This is a genomic window from Microvirga calopogonii, assembly GCF_003347665.1.
In the GTDB taxonomy this organism is placed as follows: Bacteria; Pseudomonadota; Alphaproteobacteria; order Rhizobiales; family Beijerinckiaceae; genus Microvirga; species Microvirga calopogonii.
Genome location: NZ_QDGA01000012.1, coordinates 65,881 through 83,490 on the forward strand (window position 1 = coordinate 65,881; position 17,610 = coordinate 83,490).

Consider the following 17,610-nt stretch of genomic DNA (forward strand, 5'->3'; position numbering starts at 1 on the left):
ACTTTTACTTGACGGCCTTGGTTTTGGCGACACCGATCGGCGGTTCGTCCGTCATGCCGGCCAGAACCTCCGCCACGTGGCGGACCTGGATCGGCTTGCCGTCGCGGGTGAGCTTGCCGGCCATGTTCATCAGGCAGCCGAGATCGCCCGCGAGCAGGGTCGGGGCATGGGCCTCCTCGACGTTCTTCGCTTTGGCATCAACGATGGCGCCCGAGATGTCGCTGTACTTGACCGCGAAGGTTCCGCCGAAGCCGCAGCAGACGTCGCTGTCCCGCATCTCGACGAGAGACAGGCCCTCGACGCTGGCGAGAAGCCGGCGCGGCTGGCTCTTCACGCCGAGCTCCCGCAGGCCCGAGCAGGAATCGTGATAGGTCACGGTTCCGTCGAAGGAGGCATCGACCTTCGTGATGCCGAGCACGTCGACCAGGAAGCTCGTCAGCTCATAGGTCCTGGCGGCCAGCGCATCGGCCTTGGTCCGCCAGTTTGGGTCCTCCTCGAACAGTTCCGGGTAATGGGCCTTGATCATGCCGGCGCAGGAACCCGAGGGAGCGACCACGTAATCGTAGCCGTGAAAGGCCTCGATCACCTGCATGGCGAGGTCCCGCGTCGTGCCGCGGTCGCCCGAGTTGTAGGCCGGCTGGCCGCAGCAGGTCTGGACGGGGGCATCGACGATGCAGCCGGCATCCTCCAGGAGCTTGACGGCGGCAAAGCCCACGGAGGGGCGCATCAGGTCGACGAGGCATGTGACGAAGAGGCCGACCCGGGGTTTCGTCGGGCGGCCTTGCGAAGGCAGAACGCTCATTGGGCGACCTTCTTGCCCGAAGCGTCGAACTGCTTGAGATAGGCGACGAGGTCGTTGACCTTCTGCTCGTCCTTGACTCCGGCGAAGATCATCTTGGTGCCGGGGATCTTGGCACGCGGATCCTTGATGTATTCCCGGAACGTGGCCTCGTCCCAGGTGATGCCGGAATTCTTGTTGGCCGGAGAGTAGTTATAGCCTTCGACCGAGCCCGAGTGGCGGCCGATCAGGCCGTTCAGAACCGGACCCACGGCATTCTTCGCGTTTTCCCCGATCTGGTGGCAGGCCCGGCATTGCGTAAAGACCTTCTCGCCGGCGGCCGCGTCCTGGGCCTGGGCGGAACCGAGCCCCGCGAGGAGCACGGCGGCGGAAAGAACGAAGGAACGCATCAAAAACTCCTTTGCTGGACCCCTGTCCCATCTTAGAGAGGTTCTACATTATTGGAAAACGCCATCAGGAAAAGCCGCCTTATTGTTAAGGTAGCCATACCTTGAATGCAGCGATGACCCTTGAGGGAGGGTGCCATGACCATTGCATTTCCGAAACCGGACGAAACGGTTCTGGCGCGCCGGAAGGAGATCGTCGAGGGTTTGGGACGCCTTGTCGCGTCCGAGGCGCTGATCGTCTCCGAGGACGAGCGCCGGGCCTTCGAGACCGACGGCCTGACCTCCTACCGCCAGATGCCGCTCGCCGTCGTGCTGCCCTCCACGACGGAGGAGGTCTCGGCCATCCTGCGCTTCTGCCACCAGCACGGGGTGAAGGTGGTGCCGCGCGGGGCGGGGACCTCGCTCTGCGGCGGGGCCATCCCGCAGGAGGACGCCATCGTGCTCGGCGTCGCCAAGATGAACCGGGTGATCGACGTCAATTTCGAGGGGCGGACGGCACGGGTCCAGTCCGGCATCACCAATCTCGGCATCAGCCAGGCGGTGGCATACGAGGGCTTCTTCTACGCGCCCGATCCGTCGAGCCAGCTCGCCTGCACGATCGCGGGCAACATCGCGATGAATTCGGGCGGGGCCCATTGCCTGAAATACGGGGTCACGACCAACAACCTCCTGGGCGTCACGATGGTGCTCCTCGACGGCACGGTGGTGGAGATCGGCGGCGAGCATCTGGATTCCCCCGGTTACGATCTCCTCGGCCTCGTCTGCGGCTCGGAAGGTCAGCTCGGCGTGGTGACGGAAGCGGTGGTGCGCATCCTGCGCGCGGCGGAAGGGGCGCGGCCCGCGCTTTTCGGCTTCTCGTCGGTGGAGGATGCCGGCGCCTGCGTGGCGGCGATCATCGGGGCGGGCATCATTCCGGTGGCGCTCGAATACATGGACAAGCCGGCCATCCAGATCTGCGAGGCCTTCGCCCATGCGGGCTATCCGCTCGACGTGGAGGCCATGCTGATCGTGGAGGTCGAGGGTTCCGACGCGGAGATCGACGACATGCTCCGCCGCATCGTCGCCATCGCCGAGCCGTTCAGGCCCAAGACCATGAAGGTCTCGCAATCGGAGGCCGAAAGCGCGGCGATCTGGAAGGGCCGCAAGTCGGCCTTCGGCGCCACGGGGCGCGTGGCCGACTATATCTGCATGGACGGCACGATCCCGACCGGACAGCTTCCTTATGTGCTCAACCGCATCGACGAGATCGTGAAATCCTACGGGCTCGGCGTCGCCAACGTGTTCCACGCGGGCGACGGCAACCTGCATCCGCTCGTCATGTTCAACACCAACGTGCCGGGCGAGATGGAGAAGGCCGAGAAGGCCGGCGAGGACATCCTCAAGCTCTGCGTCGAGGTCGGCGGGTGCCTGACCGGCGAGCATGGCGTCGGCATCGAGAAGCGGGATCTCATGACCTATCAGTTCAACGCCGTGGACCTGGAGCAGCAGATGCGCGTGCGCGGCGTGTTCGACCCGCGCTGGCTGCTCAACCCCGCCAAGGTGTTCCCGCTCGAAGGAAGGCTTGCCGCGTGACGACTCATACTCCCCGCGACGAGCAGGATGCGGCGATCATCATCCGCGAGGCCGCCGACAAGGGCACGCTTCTGAACGTTGCCGGCAACGGCACCAAGGCACCGATGGGCCGGCCGAACCAGACCGACGCCTCGATCTCCTCGTCGGCCATGACCGGCATCACCCTCTACGAGCCGGCGGAACTCGTGATCTCCGCCCGCAGCGGCACGCCGGTCCTCGAGGTCATGCGCGTGCTTGCGGCGAAAGGCCAGGAACTGCCCTTCGAGCCCATGGATTACCGCGCGCTTTTGGGCACGAAGGGCGATCCGACCATCGGGGCGGTGGCGGCCCTGAACCTGTCCGGCCCACGCCGGATCATGGCGGGCGCCGCCCGCGACAGCCTGATCGGCGTGCGCTTCGTCAACGGGCGCGGCGAGGTGGTGAAGTCCGGCGGCCGCGTGATGAAGAACGTCACCGGACTCGATCTCGTGAAGCTCATGGCGGGCTCCTGGGGCACGCTCGGCTTCCTCACCGAGGTCACCTTCAAGGTGCTGCCGAAACAGGAGCGGATGGCGACGCTGGCCATCCGCGGCCTCGACGACCGGCAGGCGATCGAGGCCCTGTCAATGGCCCTCGGATCGCCCTTCGACGTGACCGGCGCCGCGCATGTTCCCGACCGCGACCGGCGCGGCGGGACTACGCTGATCCGGCTCGAAGGCTTCAGGGTCTCGGTCGATTACCGCATGAACGAACTCAAGCGCCTCCTGAAGCGCTTCCGGTTCATGGACCTGCTCGAAGGCGTCGGGGCGGAGGCGCTCTGGCAATCGGTGCGCGATGCGACATTGCTGACGGATCAGGGCGAGCGGGCGGTCTGGCGCGTGTCCACGTCTCCGATGAGGGGCCCCGACCTGGTCGCCCAGGTGGCGCAGTCGCTCGATGCGCAATGGTTCTACGATTGGGGCGGCGGGCTCATCTGGATCTCGACGCCGATCGACGGCGATGCGGGCACCTCCGTCCTGCGCGAGGCGACCCGTGCCTTCGGCGGCCACGCCACCCTGGTGCGCGCACCTGCCGAGATCCGCTCCACCCTCGATGTGTTCGAGCCGCAGCCCGAGGCCCTGATGACGCTCTCGCGCGGCATCAAGGCCTCGTTCGATCCCGCCGGAATCCTCAATCCGGGCCGGATGTATGCGGGGATCTGACATGGCAGGCACGGCTTCTCTCTCGCCGGAGGCGAGCACACCGAGCGGTGCGCGGAAGGCGCTCGTCGCCGGGATCGCGCTCGGACTTATTGCGCTGACCGCCGCGATCCTGCTGGCCATGGGGCGCACACCGATCTGCACATGCGGCACCATCGAGCTGTGGCATGGGGTCGTGAAGGATTCCGGCAATTCCCAGCACCTGACCGACTGGTACACGCCCTCCCACGTCATCCATGGTTTTCTGTTCTATGCAGGCATCTGGGCCTTCGGGCGCCTGACCGGAAAGCCGCTGCCGTTCGGCATTGCTCTACTCGTCGCTCTCGGGATCGAATGCGCCTGGGAAATCGCCGAGAACACGAACACCGTCATCGACCGCTATCGTGCGACGAACATCGCGCTCGACTATTATGGCGACAGCGTCGTCAACTCGATGTCGGACATTGCGGCCATGATGATCGGCTTCGTGCTGGCCCGGTTCTGGCCGGTCTGGCTGACGGTGCTCGTGGCGGTGGTCATGGAGGTTTTCGTCGGCTTCTGGATCCGCGACAATCTCATTCTGAACATCATCATGCTGATCCATCCCATTGACGCCATCAATCAATGGCAAGGGGCGCTGTGAGATAAAACGATGCAAACCAATTTCACGCCCGACCAGCTCAGGGATCCCGCCATGGCCAGTTCGGAGAAGATCCTCCGCACCTGCGTCCATTGCGGCTTCTGCACCGCCACCTGTCCGACCTACCTGTTGCTCGGCGACGAACTCGATTCCCCGCGCGGGCGCATCTACCTGATGAAGGACATGCTGGAGAGCGGGAAGCCCGCTTCGCCGGAAGTGGTGAAGCATATCGACCGCTGCCTCTCGTGCCTGTCCTGCATGACCACCTGTCCGTCCGGCGTGCATTACATGCACCTCGTCGACCACGCCCGCGCCTATATCGAGGCGACCTATACCCGGCCCTGGCACGACCGGCTCCTGCGCTGGGTCTTGGCCAGCGTGCTGCCCTATCCGGGCCGCTTCCGCTTCGCGCTCGGCGCTGCGATGCTGGCCAAACCCCTGAAGGGTGTGATCGGCGCGCTGCCGCTCCTCGGCAACCGCCTGCAGGCGATGATCGAGCTGGCACCGGCAAAGGTCCCGGCCCGCTCGCCCTTCGAGCAGCCCGGCACCTTCAAGGCGCACGGGGAAGGCCGGGGCCGGGTCGCCATCCTGTCCGGCTGTGCCCAGCCGGTGCTCAAGCCCGGCTTCAACGAAGCGGCGATCCGCCTGCTCAACCGCCATGGCATCGACGTGGTCCAGCCCAAGGGGGAGGGGTGCTGCGGCGCGCTCGTCCACCATATGGGCCGCGACGAGGAGGCCCACGGCTTCGCCAAGCGCAACATCGACGCCTGGATCGCCGAGATGGACGGGGAGGGGCTGGACGCGATCATCATCACGGCGTCGGGCTGCGGCACCACGATCAAGGATTACGGCTTCATGTTCCGGGAGGACCCGGATTACGCCGAGAAGGCGGCGCGCGTCTCCGCCATTGCCAAGGACATCACCGAATACGTCACGTCGCTGACGCTCATGGAGCCGCGCGAGACGGACCTGGTGGTGGCCTACCATTCCGCCTGCTCCATGCAGCACGGGCAGGCGATCCGCACGGAGCCGAAGACCCTGCTGAAGCAGGCTGGCTTTACGGTGAAGGACGTGCCGGAAGGGCATATCTGCTGCGGCTCGGCCGGCACCTACAACCTGCTCCAGCCGGAGATTGCCGCCCAGCTCCGGGCCCGCAAGGTCGCCAATATCGAGCGCACCAAGCCCGACCTCATCGCCACCGGCAATATCGGCTGCATGACCCAGATCGGGAAGGGGACCGAAATCCCCATTGTCCACACGGTGGAGCTTCTCGACTGGGCAACCGGTGGCCCCATGCCGGAAACCCTGGAGGCGGCAGGGTTCGGCAGGCGGGCTTCCCAGCCGTTAACCATCGCGGCAGAGTAAGGCTGCTACATTCTTACGCAACGAAATTCTATTTCCAAAACGCGGCCATCTGGGCTAAATGTTAGGAAAGTATGAATCTCAGGGGCGTAAGGACCGGCACATGTCTTCGGGTTGGACATCGTTCAGGAGCCGTTTTGGCAAGAAGCAGGAAGAGGCCGTCATTGGCTCCCTTCCCGAGGTAGGCGAGACTGCCGAGGCCGTCGCCGCGCCCGTCGCGATCGCTCCGGAGAAGGGCGATACGATCGTCGTTCGCCCCAACGTGGCGCTCGACTCCGTCGGCCAGAAGAACGAGCTGATCCGCGTCCGTTTCGCCAACATGATCGACCGGCTGGAGGAAATCCGCAGCCTCAAGGAGGATTTCGCCCTCCTCAGCGAGCCGGTGACCGACCTCATCCGCAGCTATCCGCAGCTCCAGTCGCGCCTTCTCGAAACCGAGGCTGTGCTCAAGCAGGAGACGGAAACGACCGTGGCCCTGCGCCGCGAACTCGCGGACCTCAGCGGCCTGCACGCCCGGACGGTGGACGACCTGAATTCCGCCGTATCCCAGCTGCGCAAGGCGGAAACCAGGGTTCGCGAGCAGGAATCCTTCATCGAGGACCTGCGCCTCAACGTGAAGGACAAGGAGGCGATCGTCGCCGATCTCGAAAACCAGCTTTCCATCGAGACCGAGCGCGCCCGCAACATCACCGAAGAGAACCAGGCGCTTCGTCTCGAAGCCCAGGAGGCCGACCAGACGGTGGCCCGCGCCGAGCGGGAGCTCATCGAGACCCGTGAGCGCAACGGTCTGCTCGATCACGAGGTCAAGCGCCTGCAGAAGGTGGCCGAGGAGCAGAATTACCGCCTCTCCAGCCTGACCAACCGTTATGGCGAGCTGGAAACACAGCTCGAGGCCACGCGCCAGCGCGCCTCCGAGCTCGAGACCAAGCTCATGGCCGAGCAGGTTCTGCGCCAGCGCCTGGAAACCCAGATCGATTCCGAGCGCTCGGCCCATCAGACTGACCTTTCGGCGCTCGACATGAAGATCGAAGGCCTCAACTCCCGTCTGGCCGCGACCGACAAGATCCTGGCCCATACCCGCGATCAGCTGCGCGACAAGAACGAGGCTCTGCGCGGCGTCGAGCGCAACCTGAAAGAGACCAGCATCGAGAAGAACACCCTCGACCGTCGCCTGGAGGCGACCCAGCAGGAGGTCGAGCGTCAGGTGGCCATGGTCAACGAGCTCCAGCGCTCGCGGATCGAGCTGCAGGAGCGCGTCGAAATGCTGGGCAAGGCCATCGCGGCCAAGGATTTCCAGATCGAAAGCTCCGACAACAAGGTGGCGAGCCTCTCCGAGCGCATCGACCAGCTCACCAAGCGCTTCGAGCAGGAGCGCAACACCCTGGAGGCCGCCAACCGCCGCCTCACCGAAGAGCTGCAGAACGAGAAGGCCGAGCGCTCCCTCATGCAGGGCGCTCTCGAGATCGCTCGCGAGAGCCGTACCAAGATCCAGAAGAAGTATGTGGCCCTGCGCAAGAAGACCCGCCTCGACACGCAGGACGAGGATCCGAACCTCTTCGATGAGGAGGAGTTCGAGACGAATGTCCGGCCCTTGAAATCGCCGGACGCGGAGTAGCGTTCACCTCCAGGCCCCGCAGAGATGCGGGGCTTTTTCTTTTGCAACTGGAAAGCCTCTCTACCACGTCATCACCGGCCTTGTGCCGGTGATCCCGATAAGCTGAAGCGCCGCACTCTTCCAATCGAGATGGCCGGCACAGGGCCGGCCATGACATGGCGGGTGTCATATCCAGCCGAAAACGACGAATGAAGAACGATGCGCCCGGCGCAATTCGCCAATCCCTTTGCCGACCTTGGCGAACGGGCCGCTGCGCGCCACTTTGGGCGCATCATCGAATCGCAAACGCTTCCACGACAGGCATGAAGGATCTCCACGATGGCCCATCATCCAGCAATCGCCCCCGGCCGCGTCGCCGTCATCACCGGAGCCGCGAGCGGCATCGGGCTCGCGGCCGCCAGGCGGTTCGCGGAGCTCGGCATGAAAGTCTGTTTGGCCGACCTGGAAGGCGAGGCTCTCCGGCGGGCCGAGGAGGAGGTGAAGGGCGTGGCCGGCAAGCCGGACAACGTGCTGGCCGTCGCCACCGATGTCAGCCGCTTGGGCGACGTCGAGGCGCTCAAGGAGAAGGTTCATGCCGCCTTCGGCGAGGTGGCCCTGCTGATGAACAACGCCGGTACCGAGGGCGGGGGGGAGATGTTCGGCGACCTGCAGCGCTGGCACGCGATCCTGGCGACCAACCTCTGGGGCGTGATCAACGGCGTGCAGGTCTTCGCCCCGTCCATGATCGACGGGAAATCCCCGGGCGCGATCATCAATACCGGATCGAAGCAGGGCATCACCACGCCGCCCGGCAACACGGCCTACAACATCTCCAAGGCGGGCGTGAAGGTCTTCACGGAAGGCCTGGCCCACGAGTTGCGCAACCGGCCCGATTGCCAGGTGAGTGCGCATCTCCTCATTCCGGGCTTCGTCTATACGGGCTTCACCAGGGCGAGAGGCGTCACCGAGAAGCCGGCCGGTGCCTGGGAGCCGGAGCAGGTCATCGATTTCCTGCTGCCGGCCCTGGAGCGAGGCGACTTCTACGTGCTCTGCCCCGACAACGAGACGACGCGGGAAATGGACGAGAAGCGCATCCGCTGGGCCGCCGAGGATCTCATCGAGAACCGTCCGCCGCTGTCGCGCTGGCATCCCGACTACAAGGATGCCTTCGCCAAGGTGATGGCAGGCTAGAGGGGTGAACTTCGATCCGGCAGCCTTCCGCCAACAGGTCGGCCAAATCCTGGACGATCACGCCAGGGCCTTCGGCCTGCCCGATGAACGGCACGCGATCCTGCGGCGCCAGATCATGGCCGGGGACGACATTCATTCGCGCCGGACGTTCCCGGGCCATGTTACCACGTCGGCCTTCATCCTCGACCCGACGGGCCGCCGCATCCTCCTGATCCACCATCGCTCCCTCGAGCGCTGGCTGCAGCCCGGCGGCCATTACGAGCCGCCGGACAGCCTGATGGGCTCCGCCCTGCGCGAGGCCATCGAGGAGACCGGGATGCACGACCTCGTGATCGACCCGTGGCACAGGGAAACGGGGCTGCCCGTCGATATCGACAGCCACCGCATCCCGGCGCGACCGGAGCGGGGCGAGCCCGAGCACTGGCACCACGACATTCGCTATGTGGTGAGGGCATCGGAACATGATCCTCTCCGGCCCGATCTGCGAGAGGTGCATGGCGCCGAGTGGCGCGGCCTCCAGGATCTGGAAACCATCGCCCCGCAGGGCTTGCGGAATATACGCAGCCTCGGCCTTGTCGGCCCCTAACAAAACCCAGGGGCATGCTTACATCCTTCTCCAACATTCCTTGAAGGAGGCATGCGATGAACGATCAGGAACGTCAGGTCATCGACGATATATTCCAGCGTCTCGAACAGGTGGCGAACCAGCCGCGGGACCCGGAAGCCGAGCGCTACATCGCCGAGAAGCTGCGCCGGCAGCCCTATGCGCCCTATGCCCTGGCCCAGGCGGTCTTCGTTCAGGAGCAGGCCCTGGGCAATCTCCAGGCCGAGAACGAGCGGCTTCGCGCCGAGGTCGACCGGGTCAGCCGCCAGCCGCAACAGGGTGGCTTCCTCTCCAGCATCTTCGGCGGCGGCGCGTCGCGGCCGCCGGAGCCCGCCTACAATGCGCCCCCACCCCGTCAGGCCTCACCCTGGGGCCAGCCCCAGCCCTATCCTCAGCCGCCCTACGGCGGCCCGCAAGGCGGCCCGATGATGGGCGGTGCGCCCGGCCCCTGGGGCGGGATGCAGCGGGGGGGCGGAGGCGGGTTCCTCGGCTCCGCGCTGACGACGGCGGCAGGCGTCGCGGGCGGCATGATGATCGCCAATGCCCTGAGCCACGCCTTCAGCGGCGACAACAATCCCTTGAGCAATGTGGCATCGGCAGCCGGGCTTGAAGGTGTCGACCAGGCGGCCGATGCCGGCATTGCCGGCATCACGGATGCGCTGTACCCGAACCAGGATCCGCAGGAGGACGACCAGGACTTCTCCGACTTCGGCGGCGACGGCGGGGACGAGGGCGACTGGACTTGAGTGGCGGCCGCGTGTCTTCGGAAGCGCCCGCCTTGTGGCGGGCGTTTTCGTTTCAATGACCTGCGGTCTTCGAAAAGAGATTGATCACCAGCACGCCCGTGAGGATGAGCGCCATGCCGGCGAGGGCAGGGAAGTCCAGCGTCTGGCGGTAGAGCAGAAGGCCGGCGAGCGCGATCAGCACGATCCCGACGCCCGACCAGATCGCGTAGGCGATGCCGATGGGGATCGTGCGCATGGTCAGGGAGAGGCAGTAGAAGGCGAGCCCATAGCCGACGATCACGATCACGGAAGGCCAGAAGCGCGTGAAGCCCTCGGCCGCCTTCAAGGCGGACGTCGCGATGACCTCGCTGATGATGGCGGCGAAGAGATAGGCATAGTTCATGGCGTTCCCCGTGCGGCAGGCGATGCTGTCTTACATCGGACGGCGCACGATTCTCCAAAAGCAGATGGCCGGGCGAACCCGGCCATCCTGAACGGCGATGGATATCGGTTGCGGCCCGATCAGAGAACGACCACGCTCGTTCCGACCTTCACGCGGCTGTAGAGATCGACCACGTCGTCGTTGAGCATGCGGATGCAGCCCGAGGAGACGGCCTGGCCGATGGTGTGCGGCTCGTTGGTGCCGTGGATGCGGTAGAGCGAGGAGCCGAGATAGAGGGCCCGGGCGCCGAGCGGGTTGTCCGGCCCGCCTTCCATGAAGCGGGGAAGGTCCGGGCGGCGGCGCAGCATGTCGGCCGGCGGGCGCCAGGACGGCCATTCGCGCTTCATGGAAACGGTCTGGCGACCGCGCCACTCGAAGCCTTCGCGGCCGACCCCGATGCCGTAGCGGATGGCACGGCCGCTGTCCTGCACGAGATAGAGGAACTTGTTGCTGGTATCGACGACGATCGTGCCCGGACGCTCGGTGCCGCGATAGGACACGAGCTGGCGCTGGAACTGAGGCGCGATCGCATAGTCAATGCTGTTGTCGTAGCCCGTGCCGTTCCCGTAATCCTGCGGCAGGGAGGCGACGGTGCTGCCGGTGGTGCTCACGTCATAGGGATAGCCGCTCATGCGCTCCGCCTGATAGGCGCGAGCGGCAGGACGGGTCACGAGAGGATAGCTTTCACGGTAACCGTCCTCGGTGCGAGCATAAGGGTAGTCGTAGCCCGGCGAGATGTAAGTATTGCCGTAGAAATTGCCGCTCCTGGTGACCGGCTGCGCCGAGGCGGCGGCCGGAAGAAGGACGGCCAGAAGCATTGCAGAGCAAGGGATCCAAGCGCGCATTGACATATCCTTATCGGTGATTTGCAGAATAAACGACAAGCGCGGCTTTTGTTTCCGCCAAGCTGGATGAATTTAAACAGGACGGGCAGGAGAGCTTTCCTGCCGGTGCTCCGAAAAGAGGAGTGAAGCGCCGGGGAAAGTGCGGTAAGAGCCTCTTCCTTCGACGGCGCTCATCCCGGACGCCGGCTTTCACATCGTCGTGACATCATGAAATTCGGTCCCGCCTTAAGGGCGGCTGCAGGCATTGCGGTTCTCTCCATCATGGATGCGGTCATCAAGGGGATGTCCGCCCATTACCCGACCTTCCAGGTCGCCTTCCTGCGCTTCATGTGCGGAAGCATCGTCGTCGCGGGCGTCGTGGCCGTCCTCAAGCCCGGCTGGCCCAACCGCGAGACCGTCGCGGCCAATGCGATCCGCTCCGTGATCGCGGTCGTCACGGCCCTGAGCTTCTTCTATGCCCTGGGACAACTGCCCCTCGCCGAGACTCTCGTCCTGTCGTTCCTGTCGCCGATGTTCATCGCCCTGTTCGGGATGCTGATGCTGCGGGAGAAGGTCGACAGCCGGATCGTCGGCGCCATCGGCATCGGGTTTCTCGGGACCCTCGTGGTCGTCCTCGGCCAGACGGGGGAGGCGAACGCGGCCCGCTCGTGGACGGGCGTCGCGGCGGCCCTCGTGTCGGCGATCACTTATGCGCTGAGCCTCGTGCTGCTGCGCCAGCGCGCCCAGCGGGACAAGTTCTTGCACATCGTCATCTTCCAGAACATCGGGCCGTTCATCCTGGTGGCGCCCTTCGGCCTCTGGGCGTGGCAGCCCCTGCATTACGAGCACCTGGCCTGGTTCATGCTGATGGGGGTTCTGGGCGTGATCGGCCACGTTCTGATGGCGACCGCCTATGCCAAGGCCGAGGCGGCGCGGCTCGCCCCGCTCGAATACACCGCCCTGATCTGGGCCGTGCTGATCGGCTACGGGGTCTTCAGTGAAATCCCGACCTGGGCGACCCTCGGCGGCGGCATCCTCATCGTGGCCGCCGCGATGCTCACGTCGCGGCGGTGAGCTTGGCCCCCCGGTCCCAGGGGCGGATTCGCCTGAAATGGATCGTCGGCTAGGGTTCCAGGGCGGTCATGAAACGATCATATGCGGTCCTTAGAAGGGGTAAGGTCTATTTTCTGACGCTGCCTTAGGGGCAGGTCTCTTGACTCCCCCCATGCATATGCCTATCTCGCCGCCAGCGTTAGCACTCGTCAACGAACAGTGCTAACAGCCAGGAGACCGGTGCGGCCAGAGGGGTCGCGCCCATCGTCAAAGGGGAAGTTCCATGAAGTTCCGTCCGCTGCACGACCGCGTGGTCGTCCGCCGCATCGAAGCCGAAGAGAAGACGGCCGGTGGCATCATCATCCCGGACACCGCCAAGGAAAAGCCGCAAGAGGGCGAAGTCGTCGCCGTCGGCCCCGGCGCCCGTGACGAGAATGGCAAGGTTGCCGCTCTCGACGTGAAGGCCGGCGACCGCGTCCTGTTCGGCAAGTGGTCCGGCACCGAGGTGCGGATCGATGGTCAGGACCTCCTGATCATGAAGGAATCCGACATCATGGGCATCGTCGGCTAAGCGAGCCGCAAGCCCTTCTTTCCAAGTTTCCCAATTTAACTGGAGGCAAAGCCCATGGCTGCCAAAGACGTTAAGTTTTCCTCGGACGCCCGCGAAAAGATGCTCCGTGGCGTGGACATCCTCGCCGACGCCGTGAAGGTCACGCTGGGTCCCAAGGGCCGCAACGTGGTGATCGAGAAGTCCTTCGGCGCGCCGCGCATCACCAAGGACGGCGTCACCGTCGCCAAGGAGATCGAGCTCTCCGACAAGTTCGAGAACATGGGCGCCCAGATGGTGCGCGAAGTGGCCTCGAAGACCAACGACATCGCCGGTGACGGCACCACCACGGCGACGGTTCTGGCCCAGGCCATCGTGCGCGAGGGCGCCAAGTCGGTGGCTGCCGGCATGAACCCGATGGACCTCAAGCGCGGCATCGATCTCGCCGTGTCCGAGGCCATCAAGGACATCCAGGCCCGCGCCAAGAAGGTTGCCTCGTCCGACGAGGTTGCCCAGGTCGGCACGATTTCCGCCAACGGCGACAAGGACATCGGCGAGATGATCGCCCATGCCATGCAGAAGGTCGGCAACGAGGGCGTGATCACGGTCGAGGAAGCCAAGACCGCCGAGACCGAGCTCGATGTCGTGGAAGGCATGCAGTTCGACCGCGGCTATCTCTCGCCGTACTTCATCACCAACGCCGAGAAGATGGTGGCCGAGCTTGAGGATCCCTACATCCTCATCCACGAGAAGAAGCTCTCTTCGCTCCAGCCCATGCTGCCGATCCTCGAAGCCGTCGTTCAGACCGGCAAGCCGCTCCTCATCATCGCCGAGGACGTGGAAGGCGAGGCTCTCGCCACCCTCGTGGTCAACAAGCTGCGCGGCGGCCTGAAGATCGCCGCCGTCAAGGCTCCGGGCTTCGGCGACCGCCGCAAGGCCATGCTCGAGGACATCGCCGTCCTGACCGCCGGCCAGACGATCTCCGAAGACCTCGGCATCAAGCTCGAGACCGTGCAGCTCCCGATGCTCGGCCGCGCCAAGCGCGTTCGCATCGAGAAGGAGAACACCACGATCATCGACGGCGCCGGCCAGAAGGCCGACATCGAGGCTCGTGTGGCCCAGATCAAGGCGCAGATCGAGGAGACCACCTCGGACTACGACCGTGAGAAGCTCCAGGAGCGTCTGGCCAAGCTCGCCGGCGGCGTCGCGGTGATCCGCGTCGGCGGCGCGACCGAGGTCGAGGTGAAGGAGAAGAAGGACCGCGTCGACGACGCCCTGAACGCCACCCGCGCTGCGGTGGAAGAAGGCATCGTCCCCGGCGGCGGCACGGCTCTGCTGCGCGCCAAGGCTGCGGTTGCCAAGCTCCAGAGCGACAATGCCGACGTGAATGCCGGCATCAAGATCGTGCTGCGTGCCCTTGAGGCTCCCATCCGTCAGATCGCCGAGAACGCCGGCGTCGAAGGCTCCATCGTCGTCGGCAAGATCGGCGACAACGCGAAGTCCGACACCTTCGGCTTCAACGCCCAGACGGAAGAGTTCGTGGACATGCTCCAGGCCGGCATCGTCGACCCGGCGAAGGTCGTCCGCACGGCTCTGCAGGACGCCGCCTCCGTGGCCGGCCTGCTGGTCACGACCGAGGCGATGGTCGCCGAGGCCCCCAAGCGCGAATCCGCTCCGGCCATGCCGGGCGGCGGCATGGGCGGCATGGGCGGCATGGACTTCTAAGCGACCCAAAGGGTCGTCCCGGACGGATCGCGGCGCCCAGCGCCGCGGCACGTTCCGGGATCCAAGCCGACGTATAGAAATGAAGAAGCCCCGGAGGAAACTCCGGGGCTTTTTTTGTTGTCGGAAAGAGGTCTAGCGGTTCCTTGGCGTGACAGGACGAGATTAATCGGCTCAACGGTGGGCTCGGGATGGACAAGCTCACGGGACAAGCCGGAGCGGACGTATTCGCCTTCACCACGAAGTTCGGCGAGACCAATGTGGATCGGATCCTAGACTTCAGGCACGCCGACGACACGATCAGCTTGGCGAAAGCGGTATTCGGGAAGATCCAGAAGGGCATGCTGTCGAAGGGCGCATTCTGGATCGGCGCGCAGGCGCACGATAAAAGCGACCGCATCATCTACAACGACAAGACCGGTGCTCTGTCCTACGACGCGGACGGCACGGGCACGAAATACGCGGCGATCAAGTTCGCGCAGCTGAAGGCGGGATCGCTGCTGCTGGCGGATAATATTTTCATCGTATGATGCCTGAACAGATCGTGTTCGCCATCAAAAAGGCCCCGGAGCGATCCGGGGCCTTTTCGTTTCTGCCGCAGTGAAAAGCTTACGCCGCCTGCTTCAGGCCTTCGGCCACAAGTGCTTCCTGCACCTTCGGGCGCTCGGCCACGCGGGCCATGAAGGCGCTCAGGTTCTTGAACGACGAGATGTCGATGGCGTGGAAGTTGGTCCAGTTCACGACCGTGAAGAGATAGGCGTCGGCGATCGTGAAGGTCTTGCCCATGAGGAAGGGCTGCTTGCCCAGAACTTCGTCGAGATAGGCGAAGCGCGTGGCGAGACGGTCCTTCGTGGCCGCCTTCATGGCGTCCGGGGTGGCGGGGTTCCAGAGCGGGCCGAAGCCCTTGTGGATCTCGGAGCTGATGAAGGTGAGCCACTCGATCAGGCGGTAGCGCTCGACGGTGCCGTGGGCAGGCGCGAGGCCGGCGCCGGGCTGCTGGTCGGCGAGGTACTGGATGATCGCGGCCGCTTCCGTGAGCAGAGAGCCGTCCTGCAGGGCGATGGCCGGCACATAGCCCTTGGGGTTGATGGCGCGGAAGTTCTCGCCGGTCTCGGTGAGATGCTTCGAGAGATCCACCTTCACGAGCGTGACCGGAAGGCCGGCTTCGCGTGCCACGATATGGGTGGCGAGCGAGCAGGCACCGGGGCTGTAGTAGAGCTTCATGGGTTTGGTCCTTGTTGGGAGCCCGGAGTTAAGCGGCGGGCTTGAGCGAAGCCGAACCGCCGAAAAGAGGCAGGGAAGTGGAGGGCTTGAGCGCATAGGCGCCATCACCCAGGAGAGCCTGTGCCACCGAGAGTACGATCAGGTAAAGCGGATATTCCCATCCACCTCCAGAAGCGGAGAAGACCCATCCGTTGCCCGCATGCACCCAGGCGGCTCCGGCGAGAACCGGGAGGAGACCCAGTGCCACCCAGCGGCTTTGAACGCCAAGAACCAGCAGGATGCCGCCGATCAGCTCGGCGAAGAACGTGGCATAGGCCAGGAAAGCCGGCAGGCCGAGCGACTCGAAATACTGCGCCGTGCCAGCCAGCGTGAAGGTCATGAGCTTAAGGATAAGGCTGTGCGCGATGTACATGACGCCGAGGGAAACGCGGAGGAGAGCGGTGCCATGGGCAATGCTGGAAGAAGTGGTGTTGGACATCGGAAGAACTCCATGCAGATGCATGAAGATTCATATGCACTTGCATCGAAATGTCAAACATGATGCAAGTGCATAAAAGCAGGAGAGGCTTTGCCGTGGTGCAAGATGTGCAGGAACCGTCGGATGCCGTGACCGATGCCTGGGTCCGTCTTATTCGGGCGGGAAAGGAAGTGGTCGGTCAGATCGAGGCGGAGCTGAAGGGGGCCGGCTTCCCGTCCCTGTCCTGGTACGACGTGCTCCTGCATCTGAAGCGCCGGTCAGACGGCCGTGCTACGCCTCGGGAGATCGAGGAGGAGGTGCTCTTCGAGCAGTACAACCTCTCCCGCCTTCTCGACCGGATGGAGACGGAGGGGCTTGTGCGCCGCATCCCTTATCCCGGGGACAGGCGGCGTCAGCTCGTGGAGATCACGGACGAGGGGCGCCTGCTCCAGCGGCGCATGTGGGGGGTCTACGGCCCGGCCATCAGCCGCTTCGTCGGCGGGAGGCTCTCGGACGGGGAGGCGGAGCAGCTCGCGGCCCTGCTGCTGAAGCTGATGCATCCGGAGAATGCCTGAGCCTTCACGAACGATCTGGACGGCGGGGCGTTCATGAGAGAAGACGGCAAAGCATCGGACCCGAAAGTGGATTTGCACTTTCGGGACCCATCCGATGCTTCACTCTTTGAAGAGCGCATCGTTGGGCGCGGCCCTCCGGGTCCGCACGATGCGCTCAGTTCCGGCTGACGAGGGCTCCCCCGTGAAGCGAATTTCCTCACTCTTCACCCGATTGCTGCGCGGTGTCGTGGCCGGGCTGGCCCTTAGTCTCCTCGCGGCTGCCGTCATCCCGGACATGTCTTCGGCACAGGCGCAGTCGGCACCGACCTCGCGCCCCAGCTCCACCTCCATCCGAACGCCGGATTTCGACGAGACCGTGGGCTGGTACCAGGAGAAGCTCGGGTTTCGGCTGATCGGCTCCGAGAACTTCGTTCAGGGGCGCACGGCCGTTCTGGAGCGCAGCGGCTTCCTCCTGGAAATCACCGAGGTCGATCACCTGCTGCAGCCGGAACAGGAACCCCATGCCACGGGCGGCGTCGCGGTCACGCGGCTGCCGGTCATCAGTCTCCTGGTTCCCGATGTGGACAAGGAGGTCGAGCGCCTGCGGAAAGCCGGGGTCGAGATCCTGCAAAATCCCGAGGATGAGCTCGACGGGCGCTTTCGAACGGCGCAGATCCGTGACAACGGCCGCCATCGGATCGAGCTGCGCGAACCCATCGACGAGAACAGCTTCCACGCGATGGGGCGATAAAAAAAT

Annotated in this window: 20 protein-coding genes; 14 read left to right on the forward strand and 6 right to left on the reverse strand. The window is 64.8% G+C overall.

All coding sequences use genetic code 11. From position 1 onward, the window contains the following. Positions 1 to 4: 4 nt before the first annotated feature. Both DDF70_RS12425 and DDF70_RS12430 read right to left on the reverse strand, forming a co-directional pair. The gene (locus tag DDF70_RS12425) at positions 5 to 802 is read right to left on the reverse strand and encodes a (Fe-S)-binding protein (protein ID WP_114945177.1); all 798 of its coding nucleotides are present in this window, start codon (positions 800 to 802) and stop codon (positions 5 to 7) included. After that, positions 799 to 1,188 (reverse strand): c-type cytochrome, encoded by a 390-nt coding sequence (locus DDF70_RS12430; RefSeq protein WP_114945178.1) that lies wholly within the window; start codon positions 1,186 to 1,188, stop codon positions 799 to 801. The genes DDF70_RS12425 and DDF70_RS12430 overlap by 4 nt, the downstream gene beginning before the upstream one ends. 135 nt (positions 1,189 to 1,323) lie before the next feature. Here DDF70_RS12430 and DDF70_RS12435 point away from each other — a divergent pair, with 135 nt between their 5' ends. From DDF70_RS12435 to DDF70_RS12470, 8 genes are all read left to right on the forward strand, one after another. Further along, complete coding sequence (locus DDF70_RS12435) at positions 1,324 to 2,757, forward strand: FAD-linked oxidase C-terminal domain-containing protein (protein WP_114945179.1); 1,434 nt, start codon at positions 1,324 to 1,326, stop codon at positions 2,755 to 2,757. Further along, positions 2,754 to 3,938 carry a glycolate oxidase subunit GlcE gene (gene glcE, locus DDF70_RS12440; RefSeq protein ID WP_114945180.1) on the forward strand — a complete coding sequence of 395 codons (1,185 nt, stop codon included), beginning with the start codon at positions 2,754 to 2,756 and terminating at the stop codon, positions 3,936 to 3,938. The genes DDF70_RS12435 and glcE overlap by 4 nt, the downstream gene beginning before the upstream one ends. 1 nt (position 3,939) lies before the next feature. Beyond that, positions 3,940 to 4,557 (forward strand): DUF2585 domain-containing protein, encoded by a 618-nt coding sequence (locus tag DDF70_RS12445; protein WP_114945181.1) that lies wholly within the window; start codon positions 3,940 to 3,942, stop codon positions 4,555 to 4,557. Positions 4,558 to 4,566: 9 nt separating this feature from the next. Next, positions 4,567 to 5,919: a glycolate oxidase subunit GlcF gene (glcF, locus tag DDF70_RS12450; RefSeq protein WP_114945182.1), complete on the forward strand. Its 1,353-nt coding sequence runs from the start codon at positions 4,567 to 4,569 to the stop codon at positions 5,917 to 5,919. A gap of 100 nt (positions 5,920 to 6,019) precedes the next feature. After that, the gene (locus DDF70_RS12455; RefSeq protein WP_114945183.1) at positions 6,020 to 7,531 is read left to right on the forward strand and encodes a chromosome partitioning protein ParA; all 1,512 of its coding nucleotides are present in this window, start codon (positions 6,020 to 6,022) and stop codon (positions 7,529 to 7,531) included. 318 nt (positions 7,532 to 7,849) lie between these two features. Beyond that, positions 7,850 to 8,701, forward strand: a complete 852-nt coding sequence (locus DDF70_RS12460) for an SDR family NAD(P)-dependent oxidoreductase (protein WP_114945184.1) — start codon at positions 7,850 to 7,852, stop codon at positions 8,699 to 8,701. 4 nt (positions 8,702 to 8,705) lie between these two features. Next, positions 8,706 to 9,287 carry an NUDIX hydrolase gene (locus tag DDF70_RS12465; protein ID WP_205772420.1) on the forward strand — a complete coding sequence of 194 codons (582 nt, stop codon included), beginning with the start codon at positions 8,706 to 8,708 and terminating at the stop codon, positions 9,285 to 9,287. A gap of 56 nt (positions 9,288 to 9,343) precedes the next feature. After that, positions 9,344 to 10,051 carry a DUF2076 domain-containing protein gene (locus tag DDF70_RS12470; protein ID WP_114945185.1) on the forward strand — a complete coding sequence of 236 codons (708 nt, stop codon included), beginning with the start codon at positions 9,344 to 9,346 and terminating at the stop codon, positions 10,049 to 10,051. A 52-nt stretch (positions 10,052 to 10,103) separates the two neighbouring features. Here DDF70_RS12470 and DDF70_RS12475 read toward each other — a convergent pair whose 3' ends face one another. Together DDF70_RS12475 and DDF70_RS12480 are read right to left on the reverse strand one after the other, a co-directional pair. Then, positions 10,104 to 10,433 carry a DMT family transporter gene (locus tag DDF70_RS12475; protein ID WP_114945186.1) on the reverse strand — a complete coding sequence of 110 codons (330 nt, stop codon included), beginning with the start codon at positions 10,431 to 10,433 and terminating at the stop codon, positions 10,104 to 10,106. A 119-nt stretch (positions 10,434 to 10,552) separates the two neighbouring features. Further along, a complete protein-coding gene (locus DDF70_RS12480) occupies positions 10,553 to 11,317 on the reverse strand; it encodes a L,D-transpeptidase (protein ID WP_245435464.1) in 765 nt (254 codons plus the stop codon). Positions 11,318 to 11,524: 207 nt separating this feature from the next. Here DDF70_RS12480 and DDF70_RS12485 point away from each other — a divergent pair, with 207 nt between their 5' ends. From DDF70_RS12485 to DDF70_RS12500, 4 genes are all read left to right on the forward strand, one after another. Then, a complete protein-coding gene (locus tag DDF70_RS12485) occupies positions 11,525 to 12,370 on the forward strand; it encodes a DMT family transporter (protein ID WP_114945188.1) in 846 nt (281 codons plus the stop codon). 262 nt (positions 12,371 to 12,632) lie between these two features. Next, a complete protein-coding gene (gene groES, locus DDF70_RS12490) occupies positions 12,633 to 12,920 on the forward strand; it encodes a co-chaperone GroES (protein ID WP_114945189.1) in 288 nt (95 codons plus the stop codon). A gap of 54 nt (positions 12,921 to 12,974) precedes the next feature. Next, a complete protein-coding gene (gene groL / locus DDF70_RS12495; RefSeq protein ID WP_009763840.1) occupies positions 12,975 to 14,621 on the forward strand; it encodes a chaperonin GroEL in 1,647 nt (548 codons plus the stop codon). Between the two features lie 188 nt (positions 14,622 to 14,809). After that, entirely contained in the window at positions 14,810 to 15,148 is a 339-nt protein-coding gene (locus DDF70_RS12500) for a hypothetical protein (protein ID WP_114945190.1), read from the forward strand. Between the two features lie 79 nt (positions 15,149 to 15,227). On the opposite strand, the gene gstA is transcribed toward DDF70_RS12500, so the two are convergent. Next, entirely contained in the window at positions 15,228 to 15,842 is a 615-nt protein-coding gene (gstA, locus tag DDF70_RS12505) for a glutathione transferase GstA (RefSeq protein WP_114945191.1), read from the reverse strand. A gap of 28 nt (positions 15,843 to 15,870) precedes the next feature. Continuing rightward, on the reverse strand, positions 15,871 to 16,320 hold the full coding sequence (locus tag DDF70_RS12510; RefSeq protein ID WP_114945240.1) for a DoxX family protein: 450 nt from the start codon (positions 16,318 to 16,320) through the stop codon (positions 15,871 to 15,873). Between the two features lie 95 nt (positions 16,321 to 16,415). Here DDF70_RS12510 and DDF70_RS12515 point away from each other — a divergent pair, with 95 nt between their 5' ends. Beyond that, positions 16,416 to 16,874 carry a MarR family winged helix-turn-helix transcriptional regulator gene (locus DDF70_RS12515; protein ID WP_342633913.1) on the forward strand — a complete coding sequence of 153 codons (459 nt, stop codon included), beginning with the start codon at positions 16,416 to 16,418 and terminating at the stop codon, positions 16,872 to 16,874. A 181-nt stretch (positions 16,875 to 17,055) separates the two neighbouring features. Further along, on the forward strand, positions 17,056 to 17,604 hold the full coding sequence (locus DDF70_RS12520; protein WP_162820366.1) for a VOC family protein: 549 nt from the start codon (positions 17,056 to 17,058) through the stop codon (positions 17,602 to 17,604). The last annotated feature ends 6 nt before the right edge of the window (positions 17,605 to 17,610 follow it).

Bases quoted from the DNA above. Each gene is read 5' to 3' on its own strand.
- DDF70_RS12445 (WP_114945181.1), top strand. From the start codon at position 3,940: ATGGCAGGCACGGCTTCTCTCTCGCCGGAGGCGAGCACACCGAGCGGT.
- glcF (WP_114945182.1), top strand. From the start codon at position 4,567: ATGCAAACCAATTTCACGCCCGACCAGCTCAGGGATCCCGCCATGGCC.
- DDF70_RS12430 (WP_114945178.1), bottom strand. From the start codon at position 1,188: ATGCGTTCCTTCGTTCTTTCCGCCGCCGTGCTCCTCGCGGGGCTCGGT.
- DDF70_RS12460 (WP_114945184.1), top strand. From the start codon at position 7,850: ATGGCCCATCATCCAGCAATCGCCCCCGGCCGCGTCGCCGTCATCACC.
- DDF70_RS12475 (WP_114945186.1), bottom strand. From the start codon at position 10,433: ATGAACTATGCCTATCTCTTCGCCGCCATCATCAGCGAGGTCATCGCG.
- DDF70_RS12435 (WP_114945179.1), top strand. From the start codon at position 1,324: ATGACCATTGCATTTCCGAAACCGGACGAAACGGTTCTGGCGCGCCGG.
- DDF70_RS12425 (WP_114945177.1), bottom strand. From the start codon at position 802: ATGAGCGTTCTGCCTTCGCAAGGCCGCCCGACGAAACCCCGGGTCGGC.
- DDF70_RS12470 (WP_114945185.1), top strand. From the start codon at position 9,344: ATGAACGATCAGGAACGTCAGGTCATCGACGATATATTCCAGCGTCTC.
- DDF70_RS12510 (WP_114945240.1), bottom strand. From the start codon at position 16,320: ATGTCCAACACCACTTCTTCCAGCATTGCCCATGGCACCGCTCTCCTC.
- groES (WP_114945189.1), top strand. From the start codon at position 12,633: ATGAAGTTCCGTCCGCTGCACGACCGCGTGGTCGTCCGCCGCATCGAA.
- DDF70_RS12455 (WP_114945183.1), top strand. From the start codon at position 6,020: ATGTCTTCGGGTTGGACATCGTTCAGGAGCCGTTTTGGCAAGAAGCAG.
- DDF70_RS12480 (WP_245435464.1), bottom strand. From the start codon at position 11,317: ATGCGCGCTTGGATCCCTTGCTCTGCAATGCTTCTGGCCGTCCTTCTT.
- DDF70_RS12500 (WP_114945190.1), top strand. From the start codon at position 14,810: ATGGACAAGCTCACGGGACAAGCCGGAGCGGACGTATTCGCCTTCACC.
- groL (WP_009763840.1), top strand. From the start codon at position 12,975: ATGGCTGCCAAAGACGTTAAGTTTTCCTCGGACGCCCGCGAAAAGATG.
- gstA (WP_114945191.1), bottom strand. From the start codon at position 15,842: ATGAAGCTCTACTACAGCCCCGGTGCCTGCTCGCTCGCCACCCATATC.
- DDF70_RS12485 (WP_114945188.1), top strand. From the start codon at position 11,525: ATGAAATTCGGTCCCGCCTTAAGGGCGGCTGCAGGCATTGCGGTTCTC.